17 protein-coding genes are annotated in these 19976 nt (G+C 60.3%); 14 read left to right on the plus strand and 3 right to left on the minus strand.

The features are described from left to right. Positions 1 to 49: 49 nt before the first annotated feature. The 14 genes from BN1123_RS07345 to BN1123_RS07410 all read left to right on the plus strand — a co-directional run bounded on the left by BN1123_RS07345 (position 50) and on the right by BN1123_RS07410 (position 16972). Complete coding sequence (locus BN1123_RS07345) at positions 50 to 637, plus strand: tetratricopeptide repeat protein (RefSeq protein ID WP_042026156.1); 588 nt, start codon at positions 50 to 52, stop codon at positions 635 to 637. A 234-nt stretch (positions 638 to 871) separates the two neighbouring features. Further along, positions 872 to 2800 (plus strand): threonine--tRNA ligase, encoded by a 1929-nt coding sequence (gene thrS / locus BN1123_RS07350; RefSeq protein WP_026458172.1) that lies wholly within the window; start codon positions 872 to 874, stop codon positions 2798 to 2800. A 21-nt stretch (positions 2801 to 2821) separates the two neighbouring features. Then, positions 2822 to 3352: a translation initiation factor IF-3 gene (gene infC / locus BN1123_RS07355; RefSeq protein WP_234923365.1), complete on the plus strand. Its 531-nt coding sequence runs from the start codon at positions 2822 to 2824 to the stop codon at positions 3350 to 3352. Between the two features lie 86 nt (positions 3353 to 3438). Continuing rightward, positions 3439 to 3636 carry a 50S ribosomal protein L35 gene (gene rpmI / locus BN1123_RS07360; RefSeq protein ID WP_005300673.1) on the plus strand — a complete coding sequence of 66 codons (198 nt, stop codon included), beginning with the start codon at positions 3439 to 3441 and terminating at the stop codon, positions 3634 to 3636. Between the two features lie 15 nt (positions 3637 to 3651). Continuing rightward, a complete protein-coding gene (gene rplT, locus BN1123_RS07365) occupies positions 3652 to 4008 on the plus strand; it encodes a 50S ribosomal protein L20 (protein ID WP_026456846.1) in 357 nt (118 codons plus the stop codon). A 323-nt stretch (positions 4009 to 4331) separates the two neighbouring features. Further along, positions 4332 to 5315 (plus strand): phenylalanine--tRNA ligase subunit alpha, encoded by a 984-nt coding sequence (gene pheS, locus BN1123_RS07370; RefSeq protein WP_026456847.1) that lies wholly within the window; start codon positions 4332 to 4334, stop codon positions 5313 to 5315. A gap of 12 nt (positions 5316 to 5327) precedes the next feature. Then, positions 5328 to 7715: a phenylalanine--tRNA ligase subunit beta gene (pheT, locus tag BN1123_RS07375; RefSeq protein WP_042026161.1), complete on the plus strand. Its 2388-nt coding sequence runs from the start codon at positions 5328 to 5330 to the stop codon at positions 7713 to 7715. Positions 7716 to 7718: 3 nt separating this feature from the next. Continuing rightward, the gene (gene ihfA, locus BN1123_RS07380) at positions 7719 to 8015 is read left to right on the plus strand and encodes an integration host factor subunit alpha (protein WP_005300715.1); all 297 of its coding nucleotides are present in this window, start codon (positions 7719 to 7721) and stop codon (positions 8013 to 8015) included. Between the two features lie 38 nt (positions 8016 to 8053). Continuing rightward, positions 8054 to 12019, plus strand: a complete 3966-nt coding sequence (locus tag BN1123_RS07385; protein WP_082037490.1) for an ATP-binding protein — start codon at positions 8054 to 8056, stop codon at positions 12017 to 12019. Beyond that, positions 12003 to 13247 (plus strand): response regulator, encoded by a 1245-nt coding sequence (locus BN1123_RS07390; protein WP_042026162.1) that lies wholly within the window; start codon positions 12003 to 12005, stop codon positions 13245 to 13247. Before BN1123_RS07385 ends, BN1123_RS07390 begins: the two co-directional genes overlap by 17 nt. A gap of 2 nt (positions 13248 to 13249) precedes the next feature. Beyond that, positions 13250 to 13882, plus strand: coding sequence for a GNAT family N-acetyltransferase (locus BN1123_RS07395; RefSeq protein WP_042026163.1), 633 nt, complete (start codon positions 13250 to 13252; stop codon positions 13880 to 13882). Positions 13883 to 13942: 60 nt separating this feature from the next. Continuing rightward, positions 13943 to 14716 (plus strand): Sir2 family NAD+-dependent deacetylase, encoded by a 774-nt coding sequence (cobB, locus tag BN1123_RS07400; protein WP_042026164.1) that lies wholly within the window; start codon positions 13943 to 13945, stop codon positions 14714 to 14716. A 124-nt stretch (positions 14717 to 14840) separates the two neighbouring features. Further along, on the plus strand, positions 14841 to 15317 hold the full coding sequence (locus BN1123_RS07405) for a putative pterin-binding protein (protein WP_026457662.1): 477 nt from the start codon (positions 14841 to 14843) through the stop codon (positions 15315 to 15317). Continuing rightward, a complete protein-coding gene (locus tag BN1123_RS07410) occupies positions 15317 to 16972 on the plus strand; it encodes a GGDEF domain-containing protein (protein ID WP_042026165.1) in 1656 nt (551 codons plus the stop codon). The genes BN1123_RS07405 and BN1123_RS07410 overlap by 1 nt, the downstream gene beginning before the upstream one ends. A gap of 49 nt (positions 16973 to 17021) precedes the next feature. Here the strand turns inward: BN1123_RS07410 and BN1123_RS07415 are convergent, their stop codons facing one another. The 3 genes from BN1123_RS07415 to rbsB all read right to left on the minus strand — a co-directional run bounded on the left by BN1123_RS07415 (position 17022) and on the right by rbsB (position 19952). After that, a complete protein-coding gene (locus BN1123_RS07415; protein WP_042026166.1) occupies positions 17022 to 18032 on the minus strand; it encodes a substrate-binding domain-containing protein in 1011 nt (336 codons plus the stop codon). Next, positions 18032 to 18964 (minus strand): ribokinase, encoded by a 933-nt coding sequence (rbsK, locus tag BN1123_RS07420; RefSeq protein ID WP_042026167.1) that lies wholly within the window; start codon positions 18962 to 18964, stop codon positions 18032 to 18034. The genes BN1123_RS07415 and rbsK overlap by 1 nt, the downstream gene beginning before the upstream one ends. 112 nt (positions 18965 to 19076) lie before the next feature. Then, positions 19077 to 19952 carry a ribose ABC transporter substrate-binding protein RbsB gene (rbsB, locus tag BN1123_RS07425; protein ID WP_042026169.1) on the minus strand — a complete coding sequence of 292 codons (876 nt, stop codon included), beginning with the start codon at positions 19950 to 19952 and terminating at the stop codon, positions 19077 to 19079. Positions 19953 to 19976 lie beyond the last annotated feature (24 nt).

Raw genomic sequence — 19976 nt, forward strand, 5'->3', positions numbered from 1 at the left:
TACATTTCGTTTACATAGACGAAATGCGAACTGGATCACGGAAATCATCATGGCCCCCATCACCTACCGCTGGCTCTTCATCGCCGTCATTGCGCTGGTTATCTGGCGCCTGATCCCGCTCTCCACCGAGCAGGAGCTGGCTTCGGCCAACCGGGCCTGGCGCACTGGCCATTTTGAAGAGGCGACCCGGGTCTGGTTGCCACTTGCCGAACAAGGGCTCCCCCGTGCCAAAGCCCTGATGGGTTGGAGCCACGAGGTGGGGCAGGGCAGCGAGCAGGACATGACCCTGGCCATCGACTTTTATCGTCAGGCCGCCCAGGCGGGAGACGCCTTCGGCCAATATCGGCTGGGGGAAGTGTATCTGCGCGGAGCCGGGGTCAAGCGGGATCTGCGCGAAGCATTTCACTGGATGGAGCTGGCGGCTCGCAACGGTGATGTACCCGCCATGCTCAAAGTCGGTGTGCTTCACCTGATGGGAGCCAGTGGGCAGGTTGATCTCACTCAGGCCAAACAGTGGCTCTATCAGGCCTCGCAGAAGGGCAACAAGCTGGCGTTGAAAGTGCTGCAGGAGCTGGTGCGGGCAGAGGAGGGGAACAGCACCTTCGATTTCAACTGGCAGCCTCTTTTGGGGCAATAATTCGCCACGATCCTGGCCGACTGTAGAAAATCTCGACAAACCCGATACAGCTGCAACAACTTCTGGTAGGATTGCCCCGTTTTGGCTTGGTTTGCCTCGATAAATTCGCTGTTCTCGTGACAGGCCGGCTTCGCAAAGTGCTGTGGAGAACCAGAACATCACCCTTTTTTGAATCGATTTTCCATCCCGCATGTGACCTTTGGTACGGGTCACCACTGTATAAGGAAACATATAATGCCAATCATTACTCTGCCTGACGGCAGCCAACGTCAATTTGCCCATTCTGTTTCCGTCATGGATGTGGCCGCGGACATCGGTCCCGGTCTCGCCAAGGCGTGCATTGCTGGTCGGGTAAACGGTGAACTGGTGGATGCTTGCGAGCTGATCGAAGCCGATGCCTCCCTGGCCATCATCACCGCCAAAGACGAAGAAGGTCTGGACATTCTGCGCCACTCCTGCGCCCACTTGCTGGGTCATGCCATCAAGCAACTCTGGCCCCAGACCAAGATGGCCATCGGTCCTGTCATCGACAACGGTTTTTACTACGACATCGATCTCGACCGCACCCTGACCGATGAAGATCTGGCTGCCCTGGAAGAGCGCATGATGGCGCTGGCCGCCAAGGATTACGACGTCATCAAGAAGAAGGTCTCCTGGCAGGAAGCACGCGATGTGTTCGAAGCCCGTGGCGAGACCTACAAGGTCGAGATCCTGGATCAGAACATCGCCCGTGATGACCAGCCCGGTCTTTATCATCACGAAGAGTACATCGACATGTGTCGCGGCCCGCACGTACCCAACATGCGTCACTGCCACCACTTCAAGTTGCAGAAGATGTCAGGTGCCTACTGGCGCGGTGACTCCAACAACAAGATGCTGCAGCGCATTTACGGTACCGCCTGGGCTGACAAGAAACAGCTCAAAGCCTACCTGCAGCGTCTGGAAGAGGCCGCCAAACGCGACCATCGCAAGATCGGCAAGCAGCTCGACCTGTATCACATGCAGGAAGAAGCGCCGGGCATGGTGTTCTGGCACAACGACGGCTGGACCATCTTCCGCGAACTGGAAACCTTCATCCGCGGCAAGCTCAAAGAGTACGACTATCAGGAAGTGAAAGGTCCCTTCATGATGGACCGTGTGCTGTGGGAGCGCTCCGGCCACTGGGATAAATATGCCCAGGCCATGTTCACTACCCAGTCAGAGAATCGCGAGTACGCCATCAAGCCGATGAACTGCCCGGGTCACGTGCAGATCTTCAACCAGGGTCTGAAATCCTACCGCGATCTGCCGTTGCGCATGGCCGAGTTTGGCTCTTGCCATCGCAACGAACCGTCAGGCTCCCTGCACGGCCTGATGCGTGTGCGTGGTTTTACTCAGGATGACGCCCACATCTTCTGTACCGAAGAGCAGATCATGGAAGAGGTATCTGCCTGTATCCGCATGGTTTATGACGTTTACGGTACCTTCGGTTTCGAGAACATCGTGGTCAAGCTCTCCACCCGTCCGGAGCAGCGTATCGGTTCCGACGAGGCATGGGATCGTGCCGAAGCCGCCTTGGCCGAGGCGCTGGACGTGAATGGTCTGAAGTACGATCTGCAGCCGGGTGAGGGGGCTTTCTATGGTCCCAAGATTGAATTCACCCTGCACGATTGCCTTGATCGTGCCTGGCAATGTGGTACCGTGCAGCTCGACTTTGCCCTGCCGGGCCGTCTTGGCGCCACCTATGTGGGCGAAGACAACGAGCGACACGTACCCGTCATGATCCACCGCGCCATTCTGGGTTCGCTGGAGCGTTTCATCGGTATTCTGACTGAAGAGTACGCCGGTCTGTTCCCGACCTGGTTGGCTCCGGTTCAGGCAGTGGTCATGAATATCACCGACAATCAGGCCGAATATGCAGTAAAAGTAGCCAAAGCATTGAATGATGCGGGTCTTCGTGCAAAAGCGGACTTGAGAAATGAGAAGATAGGCTTTAAAATCCGCGAGCATACTTTGAAGCGAGTGCCTTTCATGCTGGTCTGCGGCGATAAAGAAGTTGAAGCCGGCAAGATTGCAGTACGGACTCGCAAAGGGGCTGACCTGGGTACTTATCCTGTTGAAGAGCTGATTGCTCTATTGACCCAGGAAGTTCAGACCCGCGGACAAAAGAAAGTGGAGGAATAAGCTATAAAAGGCGGAAAAAAACTGGGCAAGCAGCCGCAAGCCCGCGCTCACCGGATCAACGAAGAGATCCGACTGAAAGAAGTTCGTTTGGCTGGTCTGGATGGCGAAGCGCTCGGTATCGTCTCCATCCAGGAAGCTCTGAACTTGGCCGCTGAGGCCGAAGTGGATCTGGTCGAGATTAGTCCGAACGCTGAGCCGCCCGTTTGCCGGATCATGGATTACGGCAAATTCCTCTACGAAAAGAGCAAAACCACCAAAGAACAGAAGAAAAAGCAGAAAGTCGTCCAGGTCAAGGAAATCAAATTCCGTCCTGGCACTGACGAAGGCGACTATCAGGTAAAACTACGCAACCTGGTTCGCTTTCTGGAAGACGGGGACAAGGCTAAGGTCACCCTGCGCTTCCGTGGTCGTGAAATGGCCCACCAGGATCTTGGTATCAAGGTTCTGGAGCGCGTCAAGAACGATCTGGAAGAGTTGGCCGTAGTCGAATCGTTCCCGAAAGTCGAAGGCCGTCAAGCTGTGATGGTCCTCGCGCCCAAGAAGAAATCTTAAGGCCCACAAGTAATTGACACATGGGGCTCGCTCCATGTGTCGGTTCGCCTTGCGATTTTGTTGTCACTCACAATGCGGAGTATGAAATGCCGAAGATGAAAACCAACCGGGGTGCTGCGAAGCGCTTCAAAAAGACTGGCTCAGGTCGCTTCAAGTGCAAGCACAACCACCTGCGTCACATCCTGACCAAGAAGAGCAGCAAGCGTAAGCGTCAGCTGGGACCGAAGTTCTTTGTTTCCGCTGCCGACCACAAACGTGTTGTCGCTTGTCTGCCGTACGCATAAGGGGGGATGTGAAAAATGCCAAGAGTTAAACGTGGTGTGACCGCTCGTGCTCGTCACAAGAAAGTAATGAAAGCCGCCAAGGGTTACTACGGCGCCCGTTCCCGTGTTTACCGCGTAGCGGTACAAGCGGTAACCAAAGCCGGTCAGTATGCCTACCGTGACCGTCGTCAGAAAAAGCGTCAGTTCCGTCAACTGTGGATTGCTCGTATCAACGCAGCAGCCCGTCAGAACGGTCTGTCCTACAGCCGTCTCATCAACGGTCTGAAGAAGGCTTCCATCGAGATCGATCGCAAGATCCTGTCCGATATCGCCGTTCACGACAAGCTGGCTTTCACCGCCCTGGTTGAAAAGGCTAAAGCAGCACTGGCTTAATCCGGTTCTGTTATGAAAGATAAAAGGAGGCTCAGGCCTCCTTTTTTGTTGTCCCATTTCTGCTAGCCAGAGGAATGGGAAGTCCAGAAGAGGTGATGTTAAGCCTGCATTCTCTACCCTTTATATGCCAACAAACTAATGTTCAAACAAACTATTTAAAGAGGGTAGGGGATAAAGTGAGACTCGCTTGATATAACAAAATGATTTATAGGGAGAAAAGGGGACCTTAAGTATGGTCAGCGAAGGGGCTTTTTTTGTATTATTCCCCTCTTGACCTTATTTAGCCTAAAGGCTCCTGTTCCGGGAGTGGTGACGAGGAAGACATGCAACAGCTTGAAGAAGTAGTCGGCCAGGCCAAGGCCGAAATTGAGGGCGTCAGCGACATCGCGGCCCTCGACGAGATCCGGGTCAAATATCTGGGTAAAAAAGGCTTTTTTACCGAGCAGATGAAAGGGCTGGGCGCCTTGTCCGCCGAAGAGCGTCCGGCTGCGGGCGCCGTGATCAACCAGGCCAAGCAACAGGTTCAGGATACCCTGAACGCGCGTCGTGAAGCCCTCGAAATCGCCGTGCTGAACCAGAAGCTGGCCGCCGAGACCATCGACGTCAGCCTGCCGGGCCGTCGCATCGAGAATGGCGGTCTGCACCCGGTGACCCGCACCATCGAGCGTATCGAGCGCCTGTTTGGCGAGATGGGTTTCAAGGTTGCCCGTGGTCCCGAGATCGAAGACGGCTTCCACAACTTCGATGCGCTGAATATCCCGGCCCATCACCCGGCGCGTACCGATCACGATACCTTCTACTTCAATCCTGATCTGATGCTGCGCACTCACACCTCGGGTGTGCAGATCCGCACCATGGAAAAGCAGCAACCGCCGATCCGCATCATTGCGCCGGGCCGCGTCTATCGTAACGACTACGACATGACCCACACCCCGATGTTCCATCAGGTCGAAGGTCTGCTGGTAGACGAGCATGCCAGCTTCACCGAGCTGAAAGGCATCCTGCACGACTTCCTGCGCAACTACTTCGAGGAAGATCTGACCATTCGTTTCCGTCCTTCCTACTTCCCGTTCACCGAACCGAGCGCCGAAGTGGACGTGATGGGCAAGAATGGCAAGTGGCTGGAAGTGCTGGGCTGCGGCATGGTGCACCCGAACGTGCTGCGTTCGGTCGGCATCGATCCGGAAAAATACTCCGGCTTTGCTTTTGGCATGGGCGTTGAGCGCCTGACCATGCTGCGCTACGGGGTCAACGACCTGCGTGCCTTCTTCGAAAACGACCTGCGCTTCCTCAAGCAGTTCAAGTAAGGGCGAGAGAACATGAAATTCAGTAAATCCTGGGTGATGGAGTGGGTCCGCACCGAGTTGAGTGACAACGCACTGGCCGAACAGATCACCATGGCCGGTCTGGAAGTGGACGCTGTGGAAGCGGTGGCCGGCCAGTTCAACAACGTGGTGGTGGGTGAAGTGGTCGAGTGTGCCCAGCATCCGGACGCCGACAAGCTGCGGGTGACCAAGGTCAATGTAGGTGAAGAAGAGCTGCTGGACATCGTCTGCGGCGCGCCGAACTGCCGCCAGGGCCTTAAAGTCTGCGTGGCCAAGGTAGGGGCGACCCTGCCGGGTGATTTCACTATCAAGAAAGCCAAGCTGCGCGGCCAGCCGTCCCACGGCATGCTCTGCTCCTTCAGCGAGCTGGGTATCGACGTTGAGGCCGATGGCATTATCGAGCTGCCGAGCGATGCCCCCATCGGTACCGATATCCGTGAGTACCTGAACCTCAATGACGTCGCCATCGACGTGGATCTCACCCCGAACCGTGCAGACTGCCTCGGTATCGCGGGTCTGGCCCGTGAAATCGGCGTGCTCAACAGTGTGGATGTGGTCGAGCCGAGCTGGACGCCGGCTGCCGCCACCATTGACGCCACTTTCCCGATCCGGGTTGAGGCGCCGGCCGACTGCCCGCGCTATCTGGGCCGCGTCGTCAAGGGGCTGAACCTCAAGGCCCAGAGTCCGCTCTGGATGCAGGAGAAGCTGCGCCGTGGCGGCATCCGCTCCATCGACGCCATCGTCGACATCACCAACTACTTGCTGCTGGAATACGGCCAGCCGATGCACGCCTTCGATCTGAGCAAGCTGGAAGGGGAACTGGTGGTGCGCCGCGCCAAGGCTGACGAGCCCATGACCCTGCTCGATGGCACCGAGGTGAAGCTTAAAGAGACCACCCTGGTGATCGCAGATAGCCAAGGCCCTGCCTGCATGGCCGGCATCTTCGGCGGTGATCGCACCGGTGTGTCCGAGACCACCACCGACATCCTGCTGGAGTGTGCCTTCTTCGCCCCCCTCTCCATCACCGGTCGTGCCCGTGCCTACGGTCTGCATACCGACTCTTCCCACCGCTTCGAGCGCGGGGTGGATCCCGAGCTGCAAGCCAAGGTGATGGACCGTGCCACCCGTCTGCTGCTGGATATCTGCGGCGGCGAAGCGGGCCCGGTTATCGAGGTCAAATCCGATGATCATCTGCCCAAGGCTGCTCCTATCAAGCTGCGTCGTGCCAAGCTTGACAAGGTGATCGGCATCAGCGTGGCGGACGCGCAGGTGGTCGAGATTCTGACTCGCCTCGGCATGCAGGTGACAGTGGAGGCGGACGGCTGGACCGCGCTGGCTCCATCCTGGCGTTTCGATATCGCCATCGAGGAAGATCTCATCGAGGAAGTGGCCCGTATCTACGGCTACAACAACATCCCCAACCTCAAACCGGCTGCCTCTCTGGCGATGGTGGAGCAGGCGGAAGGGCAGGTGACCCTCAAGCGGGTGCGCGACCTGCTGGTCGCCCGTGGCTTCCAGGAAGCGATCACCTACAGCTTCGTCGATCCCAAGACCCAGCAGACCCTGTTCCCGCAAAGCGATGCCATCGTGCTGCCGAATCCCATCTCGGTCGAGATGTCCGCCATGCGCGTCTCCTTGTTCCCGGGTCTGGTGGAAGCGGTGGTTTACAACCAGAATCGCCAGCAGCCGCGTGTGCGTCTGTTCGAGCAGGGTCTGCGTTTCATCAAGGATGAAAGCGCCGAGAACGGCATCCGTCAGGAGCCCATGCTGGCCGGCATCATCACCGGCAACCAGAGCGACGAACACTGGGACATCAAGAGCCGTGGGGCAGACTTCTTTGATCTGAAAGGGGATCTGGAAGCGGTACTGGATCTGACAGCCGAAGGCGCCACCTTCACCTTCGAGCGTACCGAACACAGTGCACTGCACCCGGGCCAGAGCGCGGCCATCCTGCGCAGCGGCGAGGTCATCGGCCATATCGGCGTGATCCACCCGAGCCTCGAGAAGAAGCTGGGTCTCAAGAGCCGCGTTGTCATGTTCGAGCTGGAGCTGGACAAGCTGACCCCGGCCAAGGTGCCGGTTGCAGCCGAAGTTTCCAAGTTCCCGGCCAACCGCCGTGACATTGCCGTGGTGGTTGACCGTCAGGTTCTGGCAGGCGATGTACTGGCAGTAATTAAAAAAGTTGGCGGAAATCAGGTAGTTGGAATAAACTTGTTTGACGTATACCAGGGCGCTGGTATGGCTGAGGACAAGAAGAGCCTGGCCATCAGCCTGGTGCTGCAAGATACCCAGCGCACCCTGGAGGAGAAAGAGATTGCCGAGACCGTGGACAATGTCGTGCGGGCCCTTGGTGAAGAGTTGAATGCATCCTTGAGGGATTGATCTATGGCGCTTACCAAAGCCGACATCGCAGAGCACCTGTTCACCCAGCTCGGGATGAGCAAGCGTGAAGCCAAAGACATGGTGGAAGCCTTCTTTGAGGAAATCCGACAAGCGCTTGAGCGTGGTGAACAAGTCAAGATTTCAGGCTTCGGTAATTTTGACCTTCGTGAGAAGAATCAGCGTCCCGGACGTAATCCCAAGACTGGCGAAGATATTCCCATCAGCGCCCGTCGTGTGGTGACCTTCCGGCCTGGCCAGAAACTCAAGGCCAGGGTAGAAAATGTTGAACCCAACGAGTAACAAAGAGCCAGGCTGACGCCTGGCTTTTTTCTTTCCCTATGATCCGAACCTCCATGTTGTTGCTGATGGCGCTGGTTGCAACGCCGCTGTCAGCCACCATACTGCCGCTGGCGCCATCCACCCAGGCTTATGCCAACTCTCTCAAACAACTGACATTCTGTTACCCGGCCACGCTGCCGCCACCCTATCTGCTGGCACAAGGTGGGTTGCTCAAGGATCAGATCACCCGTCTGGCCAAGCAGCTGCCGGTGCCGCTTCTGTTTCAGGAGCTGCCCGACTGGCAAACGGTGCGCGGCGCCTTGCTGGAGGGGCAGTGCGACATGGTTCCCCATATCGGGGCGGCGACGAGCAATCTGCCCAATACCTGGCTCAGTCGTCCCATGATGGAGACGGACTCTGCCGTGCTCTACCGGGGGGCGCTCCAGCAAGCCACTTTTCTGGCTTACGCAGGTTCCGATGCCGTATCGGTATTGCATGACATCTTTCCGGCGGCGGCGATCAGAACCCTGGCACCGGGGGAGTCCTTGTATGAGGCGATGAAGAGTGGCCAGGGCAATGCCTACTTTGGCGATTACCTGCAACTGCGTTATCTGATGAAGGAGTTTCCGGTGGAGGGGTTGCGACTGCGCCGTCTGCTCGGGGATGACAGGGTAATAAGCTACCGTCTGATGATGCGAGAAGAGCCCGAGCTTGTTCGCCTCATCGACACCGCCATTCGCTACATGCCTGCCGGCAGTCTCTATACGGATCTTGATCACTACCTCGATCAGAGCGCGTTCTCCTTCAACCAACCCCGTTTTAGCGATATCGAACAGGCCTGGCTGGCTGGCAGTCGCCGTACCGTGCGGTTGGTGGTCAACCCGGAACTGATGCCCTACAGCGGCCTTGACGAGCAGGGCAACCCGAAAGGGTGGAGCGCCGATGTGCTGCGCTGGATCACCCAGGAGACGGGCCTGAAGTACCAGGTGGTGCCTGCGCTTAGCAAGGCTGATGCCATCGAGAAATTGCGCAGCGGCGAGGCAGACATGATGACGGGTTTGCCGGAGTCTCCGATCCTGGCAGATGAGTTCACCTTCAGTCGGATGATCTCCATCAATCGCTTTGCGCTGATCAGCAAGGGGACCCTGGCAGCCACTCATATTTCGGCTCTCAAGCGGCAGCGGATCCTGGTGCCCGAATCGCTCTATGATCCCTCTTTGCTGACGCTGCTGGGGGAACAGGAGTGGATCCGCATCGGCACTTTGGAGCAGGGGCTTGATGCGCTGCGACAGGGAGAGGCGGATGCCATGCTGAGCGAGCTCTATCAGTTGCAATATCCGCAACGAACCCAGTTACTGGAAGGGTTCGAGATCAAGGAGATGGAGGACAGGTTTGGCATCGGGTTTGCCATTCGCCAAGACGAGGTCGAGCTGGCCAGCGTGCTGGATCGCAGCCTGATGACCCTGACCCGCAACCGGATAAATGAGCTCAATCAACGCTGGCGCCGCTTGGTTGTCGTGCAGCAACCCGGGGTGAGCTATCTCGCCTGGTTTGGCTCCGTCGGTTTGGCACTATTGATCAGCGCCATCGTCATCGGCGTGATCTGGCGATCCCGCCAGCAACTGGCGCGGGAAGTGGCTCAGCGCCAGGTAGCCGAGCGGGCCCTGGCCATCGAAAGCGAATTGCGTGACACCCTGTTCCAGACGCTACCGCTGCCGGTGTTTATGCGTGACAGCCAGGGCAGGGTCATCAAGTCGAACAAGCTGGGGCGGCGCCTGGCCACTCGATATGGCGATCAGCTGGCGTTGCCTCCGGTACAAGCCCACAAGGAGGAGGGGGAGCTGATACTGGGAGATCAGGTGTTCGCCTTCGTGCAGCACCCATTGCCGCGGGACAAGCAGACTCCGGTGACCGATCTTATCGCCCTCTCTGATATCAGCGCGCTGCAGGAGCGGGCGCGTATCCTGCGCCAGGCGGAGCGGCGGCTGCGGGCCCTGACCAATACGGTGCCCGGCGTGGTGCTGCAGTTTTTGTTCGAAGATGGCAGGGTCCAGGGCATAGAGTTCATCAGTCGGGGCTGCTACGGGTTGCTTGGGCTGGCCAGCCAGCAGATCCGGCGCGATCCCGGCCAGGTCTTTGCCCTGCTGGCCCGTCACGAGCTGCGCCAGTTGCGCGATACCATGCAGGAGCGGCTGCAAGCGGGCAAACCCTTCGTCCATACCTTGCGCTATCGTCATCCGCAGCATCAGGAGCGCTGGTTGCAGCTTGATGGCCGTGGCCGTCGCCAGGGACAGGGGTGGCGCGTCTATGCGGTGATGCAGGATGTGACTGCGCGTATCGAGCAGGAGCGGGCATTGCAACGTTCCCATGAGCAGGCGCAGCAGGCCGTGCTGGCCAAGGGGCGCTTCCTGGCCGCAGTCAGCCATGAGATCCGCACCCCCATGAACGCCATCCTCGGCCTGCTGGAGTGGCTTGCCAGCACGCCGCTCACTCAGGAACAGAGCTCGGCGCTGGGGCGAGTGCGACAGGCAGGGGACGAGCTGCTGGGGCTGCTCAACGACGTGCTCGATTTCAGCCGCAACGAGAGCAGCAAACTCTCTCTCTCACCCCAACCGACCGACTTCATCGAGTTGTGTGAACAGGTGGCGGCGGTGCACTGGAACAAGGCGCGCGACAAGCGCCTGCAACTGCGCCTGGCGCTGGATCCGACCCTGCCTGCCTTGCAGACCCTGGACCCTCACCGGATCCGCCAAATCCTGCATAACCTGCTCTCGAATGCCATCAAATTCAGCCAGCGGGGGGAGGTGGTGCTCTGGGCCACCCGGGCGGGCGACAGGCTCCGCTTCGGGGTGGATGACGAGGGCCCCGGCATTACCGCCGAGATGCGTCCCACCCTCTTCATGCCTTTCGAGCAATTTGCCGTGGCAGGGCAGCTGCGGGCGCCCGGCACCGGGCTCGGGCTTGCCATCTGCAAGCAGCTGGTCGAGCAGATGGGGGGCCTGATCGATGTGGTGGCCAGAGAGGGAGGCGGCAGCCGCTTCTTCTGCGAGTTGCCCCTCGATGTGATCCGGCAGACTCCCCACTGGCAGCCCGAGGTACGGCAGCTGGCGCTGGTGATGCCGCCGGATGAAACTGAGTCTCTCATCCCCTGGCTGGCGCGACTTGGCGTCAACGTGGCCCCGGATGCCGCCGATGTACTGGAGGCCAGAGAGGACGAGCGCGGTTTGTGGCATTGGCAGTGGGCTGGGGAGTCCTGGGTGCCAGGCACCCTGATCAGCCTGCTGCAGCCGCAATGGTTACCCGATGAACCGGTGGCCGACCTCCAGCCAGGATTGAATATCAAGGTGCTGCTGGTTGAAGATCATGACGTCAACCGGGAGCTTATTACCCTTCAGCTAAGACAACTGGGTGCCAGGGTGGTGGGAGCGGCCAACGGTCAGCTGGCGCTGCAGATCCTCGCAGAGCAAGAGGTCGACCTGGTGCTGACCGATCTGCAGATGCCGGTGATGAACGGGGCAGAACTGTGCCGGGCGTTGCGTCATTCCCCCCAATGGCGCCATCTGCCTGCCTATATCATCACCGCCGATCTGAGCGAGCAGGCAGCCCTTGAGTTGCAGTCCTGCGGTTGTGATGGGCATCTCGACAAACCCGTGGCTCTGCGGGAGCTGGCAACCCTGTTGCAGCAGCTGGGAGGCGGGCAGCAGTCAGAGAAGACAAACGAGCAGTGGGAGATGGCCCCCTCTCCCATGCTGACCGATGAGCTGATAGCGCTTTATCTGGAGACAACCCGGGGGGATCTCGCCGAATTGGCGCTGCACCTGGCCAACAAGGACACGTCCGGGGTGGAAGCCACTTTACACAAGGTCAAGGGGGCCGCCAGAATGGTGGGAGCTACCCCCATAGTCGCGGTGATTGAAGAGTGGCAGCGTGCTCGTCACTCTTTCCTCCAGGCCAGGTTGTCCCGGGCACTGGACGAGGTCAGTCGCCATTTCACCAAGAGAGCTCAAGATGATCATCACAGATGAAGAATTACTGGCGTTGCTCAACTCGGAAGAGCCCGGCTTGGCCAGCTTTAGACCCATCACCTTGTATACCCTGGATCGTGCCTCCTATGAGCACGTGAAAGGATGCGCACTGCCCGATTATGTCGCACTGCACCGTACCCAGCCCGACGCCTGCTGGCAGTGGGAGGGGCTCTTCACGGCCGGTGCAATCGCCATCTATGATCCCGCCTCTCACCGGCAAACCGGCGATCTTGCCCAGCTACAAGGCCATGTGGGGATCTATGCCATTGACGAAGAGTGGCAGGCCGGACTTGCCGACAGTTATCGCCGTTGGGGGGACTGGCTGGCGGCGCAGCGGATCCTGCTGCTCGAAGATCACCCGTTTCAGGGCAAGCAGCTGCAACAAACCATTGCCGAACTGGGGATCCCCTGTCAGTGGGTGCAGGAGGAGCAGGCCTGTCTGACGGCCCTTGCCGACGGGGAGATCCGCATGTTGATCTGCGATCTCAGCCTGGTGGAGCAGGATGCCATCAGCGTCTTGATGGGGCAGCCCCAGCTGCGTGAGGCTGGTTTGCCGATCGTGCTGCTGTCCGCCCATGAGCAGACCCTGCTCAACGGGGCGCGCCGCTTGTTGCACGATGCCGGCTTCAACGTCATGGCCGCTCTTGCCAAGCCCCTCGATACCGATGAACTGCTCAGATTGTTGCGCGCGCTCTATCTTGGTCCGTTGCGCCAGCGCCGCTTGAGCGGCCATCGTCGCACCATTCGTACCTGGCGGGGGGAGGTGCTGGGGCAACTCAGCCCGCGTTCCCATCCTTCCACCACCTCGCCGGTCTGGTTGACGGTGAGCGGCCTGCCGACCCGATGGGAGAGCCTGAGGGAGTGGCTGGGCGAACAGGCTCGCCAGCCTGCGGAGTTGACGCTGCTGATCCATCGCCGGGATCACCTGCTCACCAACGCCGAGCGCTTCGCACTGGTGCTGCAGGCCAGTCTGGCTGGCTGCAAGCTGGCCCTGGTGCTCGATAACAGCCAGCACCTTCCCTTTGATCTGCTGGAACGCCTGCCCCTTGAGGCCTTGCTGGTCGGGCAGGGGATGCTGCCCGAGCTGGAGTCCTTGAGTCCGGACTCCCTGCAGGGGCGTTTCATGGCGCGGGTGCGCGAGCTTGGTATCGCCATCTATCTCGACGACCCCTACAACCTGCTCGATATCGAGCCGTGGCGTGATCGCGGCATGGCCGGGCGCTGGTAGCCATGGCTCGTTATCTTTGCTGGCCGATGCACAGGGAACGTCTGGAGAAGGGGTTGGCGGGATGGCACCCTCCGCACTCCCGTGCCGATCTGCCCGTCGCGATGACGATTGCAGAGGTGCCTTGCCAGCTGCGTGAGCTGCGGGGCGTCGAGCCTGCCAGCATGCTGGCGGCCTACGATGCCCTTAGCGAAGAGAGCGTCTATCTGCGTTTCATGCGCCCCAAGCTGGCACCGCCACCCGATCAGGTCGCGGCGTTTCTTCATTACGACCCGGCCCGCCAGATCTCGCTGCTGCTCACAGCGCAGGATGGCCGTCCGCTGGCCCAGGCCCAATCCATCCGTCGTCACCGCCATCCGGAGCGGGCCGAGTTTTCCTGCATTGTGGCGGATCATTTCCAGCACAGGGGGGCGGGCAGGCGCATCCTGCTGGCATTGGCTCTGCTTGCCAGGGCGGAAGGGATCCGGGAGTGGGTGGCCGAGGTGCTGGCCCAGAACCGCCCCATGCTGGCCCTGCTCAAGCGATTGGGGTTGCCCCTGACCCTGGTTACGGGGCGCGAGCTGGTGTTCGTCAGGCTGGATCTCAGCGTGCTGGATGAGTGGCTCCCCGTTCACGCCCTTAATACCAAGGGCGAATAGAGCCCCATTTTCCCCTGTGCTAAGGTCACAGCTATGAGCAGGGATGAAAAGGAAGATGTCATGGGACAGACGTTCAAACATATAGTGATCCTGACCGGTGCCGGGATCTCTGCCGAATCCGGGATCAAGACCTTCCGTGCCTGCGACGGTCTGTGGGAGGAGCACAGGGTGGAAGACGTGGCGACGCCGGAAGGCTATGCCCGGGATCCGGAACTGGTGCAGCACTTCTACAACTCCCGCCGCAAGCAACTGCAGCAACCCCAGGTTCATCCCAATCCTGCCCACTATGCCCTGGCTAGGCTCGAGCGCCTCTTCCCGGGGTCGGTGACCCTGGTGACCCAGAATATCGACAACCTGCACGAGAGCGCGGGCAGCAAGAACCTTATCCATATGCATGGCGAGCTGCTTAAGGCGCGTTGTCCCGAATCGGGGCAGGTGATCGAGTGGCGCGGCGATCTGTCTCAGCACGAACTCTGCTCCTGCTGCCAGTTCCCCCAGCCGCTGCGCCCGCACGTAGTCTGGTTTGGCGAGATGCCGCTGGGGCTGGATCGCATCTACAGCGCCTTGGCCCAGTGTGATCTCTTCATCTCTATCGGCACGTCCGGCGCCGTCTATCCTGCCGCCGGTTTCGTGCATGAGGCGGGTTTGAACGGCGCCCATACCATAGAGCTCAACCTGGAGCCGAGCGAGGTGGGCAGTCAGTTTGACGAGAGGCGTTATGGCCCGGCATCCCTGCTGGTACCCGCCTATGTGGACGAGTTGCTCGAGGCGTGTGGCATCCATCAGCCCAGGATAGTGGATGGACACAACTGGATGGAGATGCGTGGCTCCTGACGCTTCGGAACTACTTGTAGGGGAAGGGAAAAATCCATCTTGATTACAATATCTACAGTTGCAATGGCTCATTGAAGTCGCCACACTGACAGCCAAATGATGGGATCTAGTTGGCGCAATAATCATGAATAGAATGAAGCAATGGAGTGCTTTTATCCTCCTGGTGCTGGCCAGTGCCTGTGCATCGGCCGCTTCCCCCCTGATAACGCTGGTGTTGCCGGATGGCCAGCAGCGTCAGCTCAATGAAACCGACCTGGCGACGCTGCCGCAGACCGAATTTCAGACCGTGACCCCCTGGACCCGAGGCACTCATCGCTATCGCGGTCCGACCCTGACGACCGTGCTGGCTGCGCAAGGAGTGCCACAGGCCCGCAAGATCGCCGTATCGGCTCTCAACGGTTATCAGCAGGAGGTGGATCTCGCCCTGTTTGACGGGGTGCCCCTGACCCTGGTCCGCCATGAGGATGACAAACCGCTGACCCGGCGCAACAAGGGGCCGCTCTGGCTGCTGATCCCCTTTTCCGACTATCCCAAGCTGGACGTGCCGGCCATCCACAACAACATGGTGTGGCAGGTGAACCGCATCGAGGTGATCCGCTGATGGGGCGTCGACGCCACAATGGATTGCTGATCGCCATTATTCTGCTGTTTCTGATCTCCTCCGGCTGCGGCCTCTATCTGCAGCACAAACAGGATCAGCTGCTCGATACCTACTACCGCAATGTCCACTGGAACATCAGCCAGGTGATGCTGGAGTCCCAGCGCTTTCTCTTCGATCTGCGCCTCTATCGGGCAGGCCGGCTGGAGATGGAGACCCTGAGCCTTCATTACGATCTGCTGTGGAATCGGCTCGATATCTTCCTTATCAGCAGCGAGACCGCCGAGGTTCGGGAGCGCTATGGATTAGGCAGGCATGTCGCCCGGCTGTTCGAGCAGCTCAAACAGCTCGAGCCCCTGATGGATGGTGGGACAGTGCCTTGGCGGGAGTTTGACATCTTGCTGGCTCAGATGGGCGAGCAGACCCGCCAGATTGAACAGATAGGCGAACACATTCTCTCCGGCCAGGAGCGGGAGGCGTCGGTCAACCAGATCCGCGATACCCTGTTCTGGCTGCAGATCTGGCAGCTCGTCCTGCTGGCGACCGGTGGCGTGCTGGTCTATGCCCTGATCCGGGCCAATTTGCAGAACCGGCGTCTCTCCTTGAGCGATCCCCTGACCCGGCTCGGCAATCGTCGGGCACTGCAGGAGGAGCTGGCGCGCGCCCTGCAAACCCCCGGCGTACTGGCGCTGGTGGTACTCGATCTCAAGCGCTTCAAGCAGGTCAACGATCTGCTCGGTTATCAGGTGGGCGACCGGCTGTTGCAAACGGTGGCCAGCAAGCTGCAGCAGGCCCATCAGGGGAATGCCTACCGGCTGGGCGGTGACGAGTTTGCGGTGATCTTAACCGCCGGCAAGCAGCCGCTGGCGGTGCAGATCCGCGATCTGATGGCGCTGCTTCACTTCGAATTCGTGACCCGGGAGAGCCGTTTCGATCTCGACTGCAGGCTGGGAGGGTCTGAGGTGCTGCCACCACAAGATCCCGTGCGCCTGCTCGATCAGGCCATCCTCGCCCTCAATCAGGCCAAGCGGGATGGCAGCAGCGAGCCAGTCTGGTACCAGCCCGGCATGCAGCAACAACTGATGCTGAACCAGCAGCAGACCCAGCGATTGCGCGACTGGCTGGCCGACGAGGCGCCTTGCCCCTTGCTGATCGACAGGTTGGTGCTGTGCAGTGAGCAGGGGGAGCGTTTGTGGCAGTGGTCCCTTCGCTGGCAGGAGAGTCTGGCTCCCTGTGAGGTGAGCTGGTTGCAGGAGGGGGGACTGCTTGGGCCCGTCATGGCCCGGTTGCTGCAAGAGGATGACACGGCGGCAAGTGAGCGCGAGTCACAGCTGGTGGCGCTGGATAATCAGGTGCAGTTGGCCCATGTGCTGGCTTATCTGCCGGATGTGCTCCCCAATTCCCTTGTGCTACGAGTGCCCACCCTGCAAAAGGAGGCGGCGCTGCTGGCGCGGGTGCAAGCCTGCGGCTGCGTGCTGGCCCTCGCGCAATTGGGCTCCAGCACGCCCGCCACGCTGGCGGCTGGCTGGCCGGTACGCTACTGGTTGCCTGAGCCTGCAACCCACGGCGATTTGTTGCAGCCGCTGGCCAATCGACTGGGATTGCAGTGGCTGCGTCCGGTCGATACGCCCGAGGCGAACAACCCGGCAAATCCATGACAAAGGGAGACCCCGGGGTCGCCCTTGTTGTCTCTGCGAACTTGTCGGTTCAGGCCTTGGGGGGAGGGGCGCAGGAGGTTCTGATCACCAGATCCGGCTCGACCGTGATCATCCTGTTTTCCACCTGTTCTCCATTGATCCGCGCCAGCAGGCGAGTGACGGCGAGGCGTCCCAGCTCCTCCTTGGGTTGGTTGATGGTGGTGAGGGGCGGTGACATAAATTCTGCCAGCGCCACGTTGTCATAACCGACGATGGAGAGATCGCGGGGTATGTGCAGTCCCACCTGATGGGCGGCACTGATGGCTCCCATCGCCATCATGTCGTTGCAGACAAACAGGGCAGTGGGGCGCGAAGGTTGCGCCAGCAGACGTCTCATGGCCTGATGGCCGCTGGCACAGTCAAAGTCACCCTCCTGGATCCAGGCCGGGTTCACGGTGAGCCCCGCTTCCTGCATCGCCTGCTCGAACCCCGCCTGACGCTGGTTGGCGGGGGCGCGGTTGTGGGGGCCCGTGATGCAGCCGATGGCAGTGTGGCCAAGTTCGATCAGGTGGCGGGTTGCCAGGTAACCGCCGCGATGGGAGTTGTCGGCGATAAGATCCACCTCCCGGCTATCCATGCCCCAGTCCATCACCACCACCGGCAGGCTCTTGAGCCAGTCGAGCTGGTTGAACACCTCCTGCTGCCCCTCGCTGCACATGATAAGCAGGCCATCCACCCGCTTGCGCAGCATCATCTTGAGGTAGGAGAGGGCAGTTTCGGCCTGTCCTTCGGTGTTGCCCAGCATCAGGTTGTAGCCCTGTTCGAAGCAGTAGCGTTCCACCCCGCGCACCACTTCGGCGAAGAATGGGTTGCTGGAGGTGGTCACCAGCATGCCGATACTGTTGGTCTCTTTCACCTTGAGGCTGCGGGCCACCAGGCTCGGGGCGTAGTTGAGATCGCGCATGGCGGCAAAGACCCGCTCCCGGGTCGTATCACTCACGAAACGGGTCTCGTTGATGACGTGGGAGACGGTGGTGGTTGACACCCCCGCCAGCGCCGCCACCTCCTTGATATTGGCCATCAGTGCCCCTGCGCTGCTTGGGCCTGCAGGAAGGTGTCGACCTCCTGCTTGCCGGGAATGGAGCTCTGGGCGCCGAATTTGGTGACGGAAAGCGCCGCCGCGCCGTGAGCAAAGCGTACCGCGCCGTTGAAATCGGCCCCGGCGAGCTGGGCGGCCAGCAGGGCACCGTTGAAGGTATCCCCGGCTGCCGTGGTGTCCACCGCCTCGACCCGAAAGCCCGGAATGAGTTGTTGCTGCTGGGCGTTGCTGCAATAGACCCCTTGCGAGCCTAAGGTGATCATCACCTCCGAAATACCCATCTGGTGGAAGCGATTGGCCGCCTCGCGGGCGCTCGCCTCATCGCTCACCTTGACCCCGGTCAGCAGCTCGGCTTCGGTCTGGTTGGGGGTGATGAGATCCACCAGTGCCAGCAGCTCGGCCGCGAGGGGCCGGGCGGGCGCCGGGTTGAGCACCACCCGGGTGCCATGGGCGCGGGCCAGGCGGGCGGCTTCAAATACGCTCTCGAGCGGCACTTCCAGTTGCAACAGCAGGGTGTGGGCATCGGCGATCATGGTTTCATGGCGTTTTACCATAGCCGGGGAGAGGGCACCGTTGGCCTCGGCGGAGATGCCGATGCTGTTTTCCCCCTCATCACTCACATAGATGATGGCGATGCCGGTGGGGAGCTTGTCGTCGAGCTCCACCGCGCTGACGTCAATTTCGTCCTGCGCAAAGCCCTGACGCATCTGCCGACCGATGGCATCGTCGCCGATGCGGGCGATAAAGGAGACGCTGGCGCCGAGGCGGGCGGCGGCGACCGCCTGGTTGGCCCCCTTGCCGCCCGGCACCACCTGGTAGCTGTGGCCGGTCAGGGTTTCACCGGGGCGGGGAAAGTGGGGAACGCGCAGTACATGGTCTGCATTGACACTGCCCAGAACGACGAGACGATTCATGTTGACTACTCCTGATGCATCTTGGCCTGGGGATCAGGTGGGCGTGAGCCCAGGCCGAGAGACACCGAGGGAAGGGGGAGGCGATCCTCCCCCATCCGTTTACTTGACGCGCTTACTTGGCGACCACTTGCAGCGGTACCGGGATGGATTTCTCCACCGGCTGGCCCTTGAGCACCTTGTCGGCGGTTTCCACGCCGATGGCACCGATGAGCGCCGGTTGCTGGGCCACGGTAGCGGCCAGTTTACCCTTGGCCACGGCAGCCTTGCCATCGTCGGTGCCGTCGAAGCCGACGATCATCACCTCTTTGCCGGCGGCCTGCACGGCGCGGATGGCACCCAGCGCCATCTCGTCATTCTGGGCAAACACCGCCTGTACACCCGGGTGGGCGGCCAGCAGGTTTTCCATGACGTTCAGACCCTTGGTGCGATCAAAATCGGCGGGTTGGGAGGCGAGCACCTCCAGTTTGTTGGCGGCCACGGCCAGGGCGAAGCCTTCGCCACGGTCACGGGCGGCGGAGGTACCGGCGATCCCTTCCAGCTGAATGACCTTGGCCCCCGGGCCCAGTTTCTCGGTGATGAAGTCGCCAGCCAGCTTGCCACCGGCCACGTTGTCGGAGGCGATGTGGGCCTTGACCTCACCCTGCGCGGCGCCGCGGTCCAGGGTCAACACCGGGATGTTGGCCCGGTTGGCCAAACGGATGGCGTTGCCCACGGCCTCGGAATCGGTCGGGTTGATCAGGATGGCATTGACCTTGCGCACGGTGAGATCTTCCATGTTGGAAAGCTCCTTGGCCGGGTCATTCTGGGAATCCAGCACCACCAGCTCGTAGCCAAGCTCCTTGGCTTTGGCTTCGGCACCCTCCTTCATGGTGACGAAGAAGGGGTTGTTGAGGGTGGAGACCACCATGGCCAGAGTGTTGTCGGCTGCGTGGGCGGTGCCCAGCACGGACATGATGGCGGCAGCGAGCAGGGTATTGAGCTTTTTCATCATTTCATTCCTTGTGTGTGGCGT

This window comes from Aeromonas enteropelogenes, from assembly GCF_000819845.1.
Taxonomy (GTDB): domain Bacteria; phylum Pseudomonadota; class Gammaproteobacteria; order Enterobacterales; family Aeromonadaceae; genus Aeromonas; species Aeromonas enteropelogenes.

Excerpts from the sequence above, each read along its gene's own strand:
- BN1123_RS07345 (WP_042026156.1), top strand. The coding sequence starts at position 50 with ATGGCCCCCATCACCTACCGCTGGCTCTTCATCGCCGTCATTGCGCTG.
- thrS (WP_026458172.1), top strand. The coding sequence starts at position 872 with ATGCCAATCATTACTCTGCCTGACGGCAGCCAACGTCAATTTGCCCAT.
- rpmI (WP_005300673.1), top strand. The coding sequence starts at position 3,439 with ATGCCGAAGATGAAAACCAACCGGGGTGCTGCGAAGCGCTTCAAAAAG.
- rplT (WP_026456846.1), top strand. The coding sequence starts at position 3,652 with ATGCCAAGAGTTAAACGTGGTGTGACCGCTCGTGCTCGTCACAAGAAA.
- pheS (WP_026456847.1), top strand. The coding sequence starts at position 4,332 with ATGCAACAGCTTGAAGAAGTAGTCGGCCAGGCCAAGGCCGAAATTGAG.
- pheT (WP_042026161.1), top strand. The coding sequence starts at position 5,328 with ATGAAATTCAGTAAATCCTGGGTGATGGAGTGGGTCCGCACCGAGTTG.
- ihfA (WP_005300715.1), top strand. The coding sequence starts at position 7,719 with ATGGCGCTTACCAAAGCCGACATCGCAGAGCACCTGTTCACCCAGCTC.
- BN1123_RS07385 (WP_082037490.1), top strand. The coding sequence starts at position 8,054 with ATGATCCGAACCTCCATGTTGTTGCTGATGGCGCTGGTTGCAACGCCG.
- BN1123_RS07390 (WP_042026162.1), top strand. The coding sequence starts at position 12,003 with ATGATCATCACAGATGAAGAATTACTGGCGTTGCTCAACTCGGAAGAG.
- BN1123_RS07395 (WP_042026163.1), top strand. The coding sequence starts at position 13,250 with ATGGCTCGTTATCTTTGCTGGCCGATGCACAGGGAACGTCTGGAGAAG.
- cobB (WP_042026164.1), top strand. The coding sequence starts at position 13,943 with ATGGGACAGACGTTCAAACATATAGTGATCCTGACCGGTGCCGGGATC.
- BN1123_RS07405 (WP_026457662.1), top strand. The coding sequence starts at position 14,841 with ATGAATAGAATGAAGCAATGGAGTGCTTTTATCCTCCTGGTGCTGGCC.
- BN1123_RS07410 (WP_042026165.1), top strand. The coding sequence starts at position 15,317 with ATGGGGCGTCGACGCCACAATGGATTGCTGATCGCCATTATTCTGCTG.
- BN1123_RS07415 (WP_042026166.1), bottom strand. The coding sequence starts at position 18,032 with ATGGCCAATATCAAGGAGGTGGCGGCGCTGGCGGGGGTGTCAACCACC.
- rbsK (WP_042026167.1), bottom strand. The coding sequence starts at position 18,964 with ATGAATCGTCTCGTCGTTCTGGGCAGTGTCAATGCAGACCATGTACTG.
- rbsB (WP_042026169.1), bottom strand. The coding sequence starts at position 19,952 with ATGAAAAAGCTCAATACCCTGCTCGCTGCCGCCATCATGTCCGTGCTG.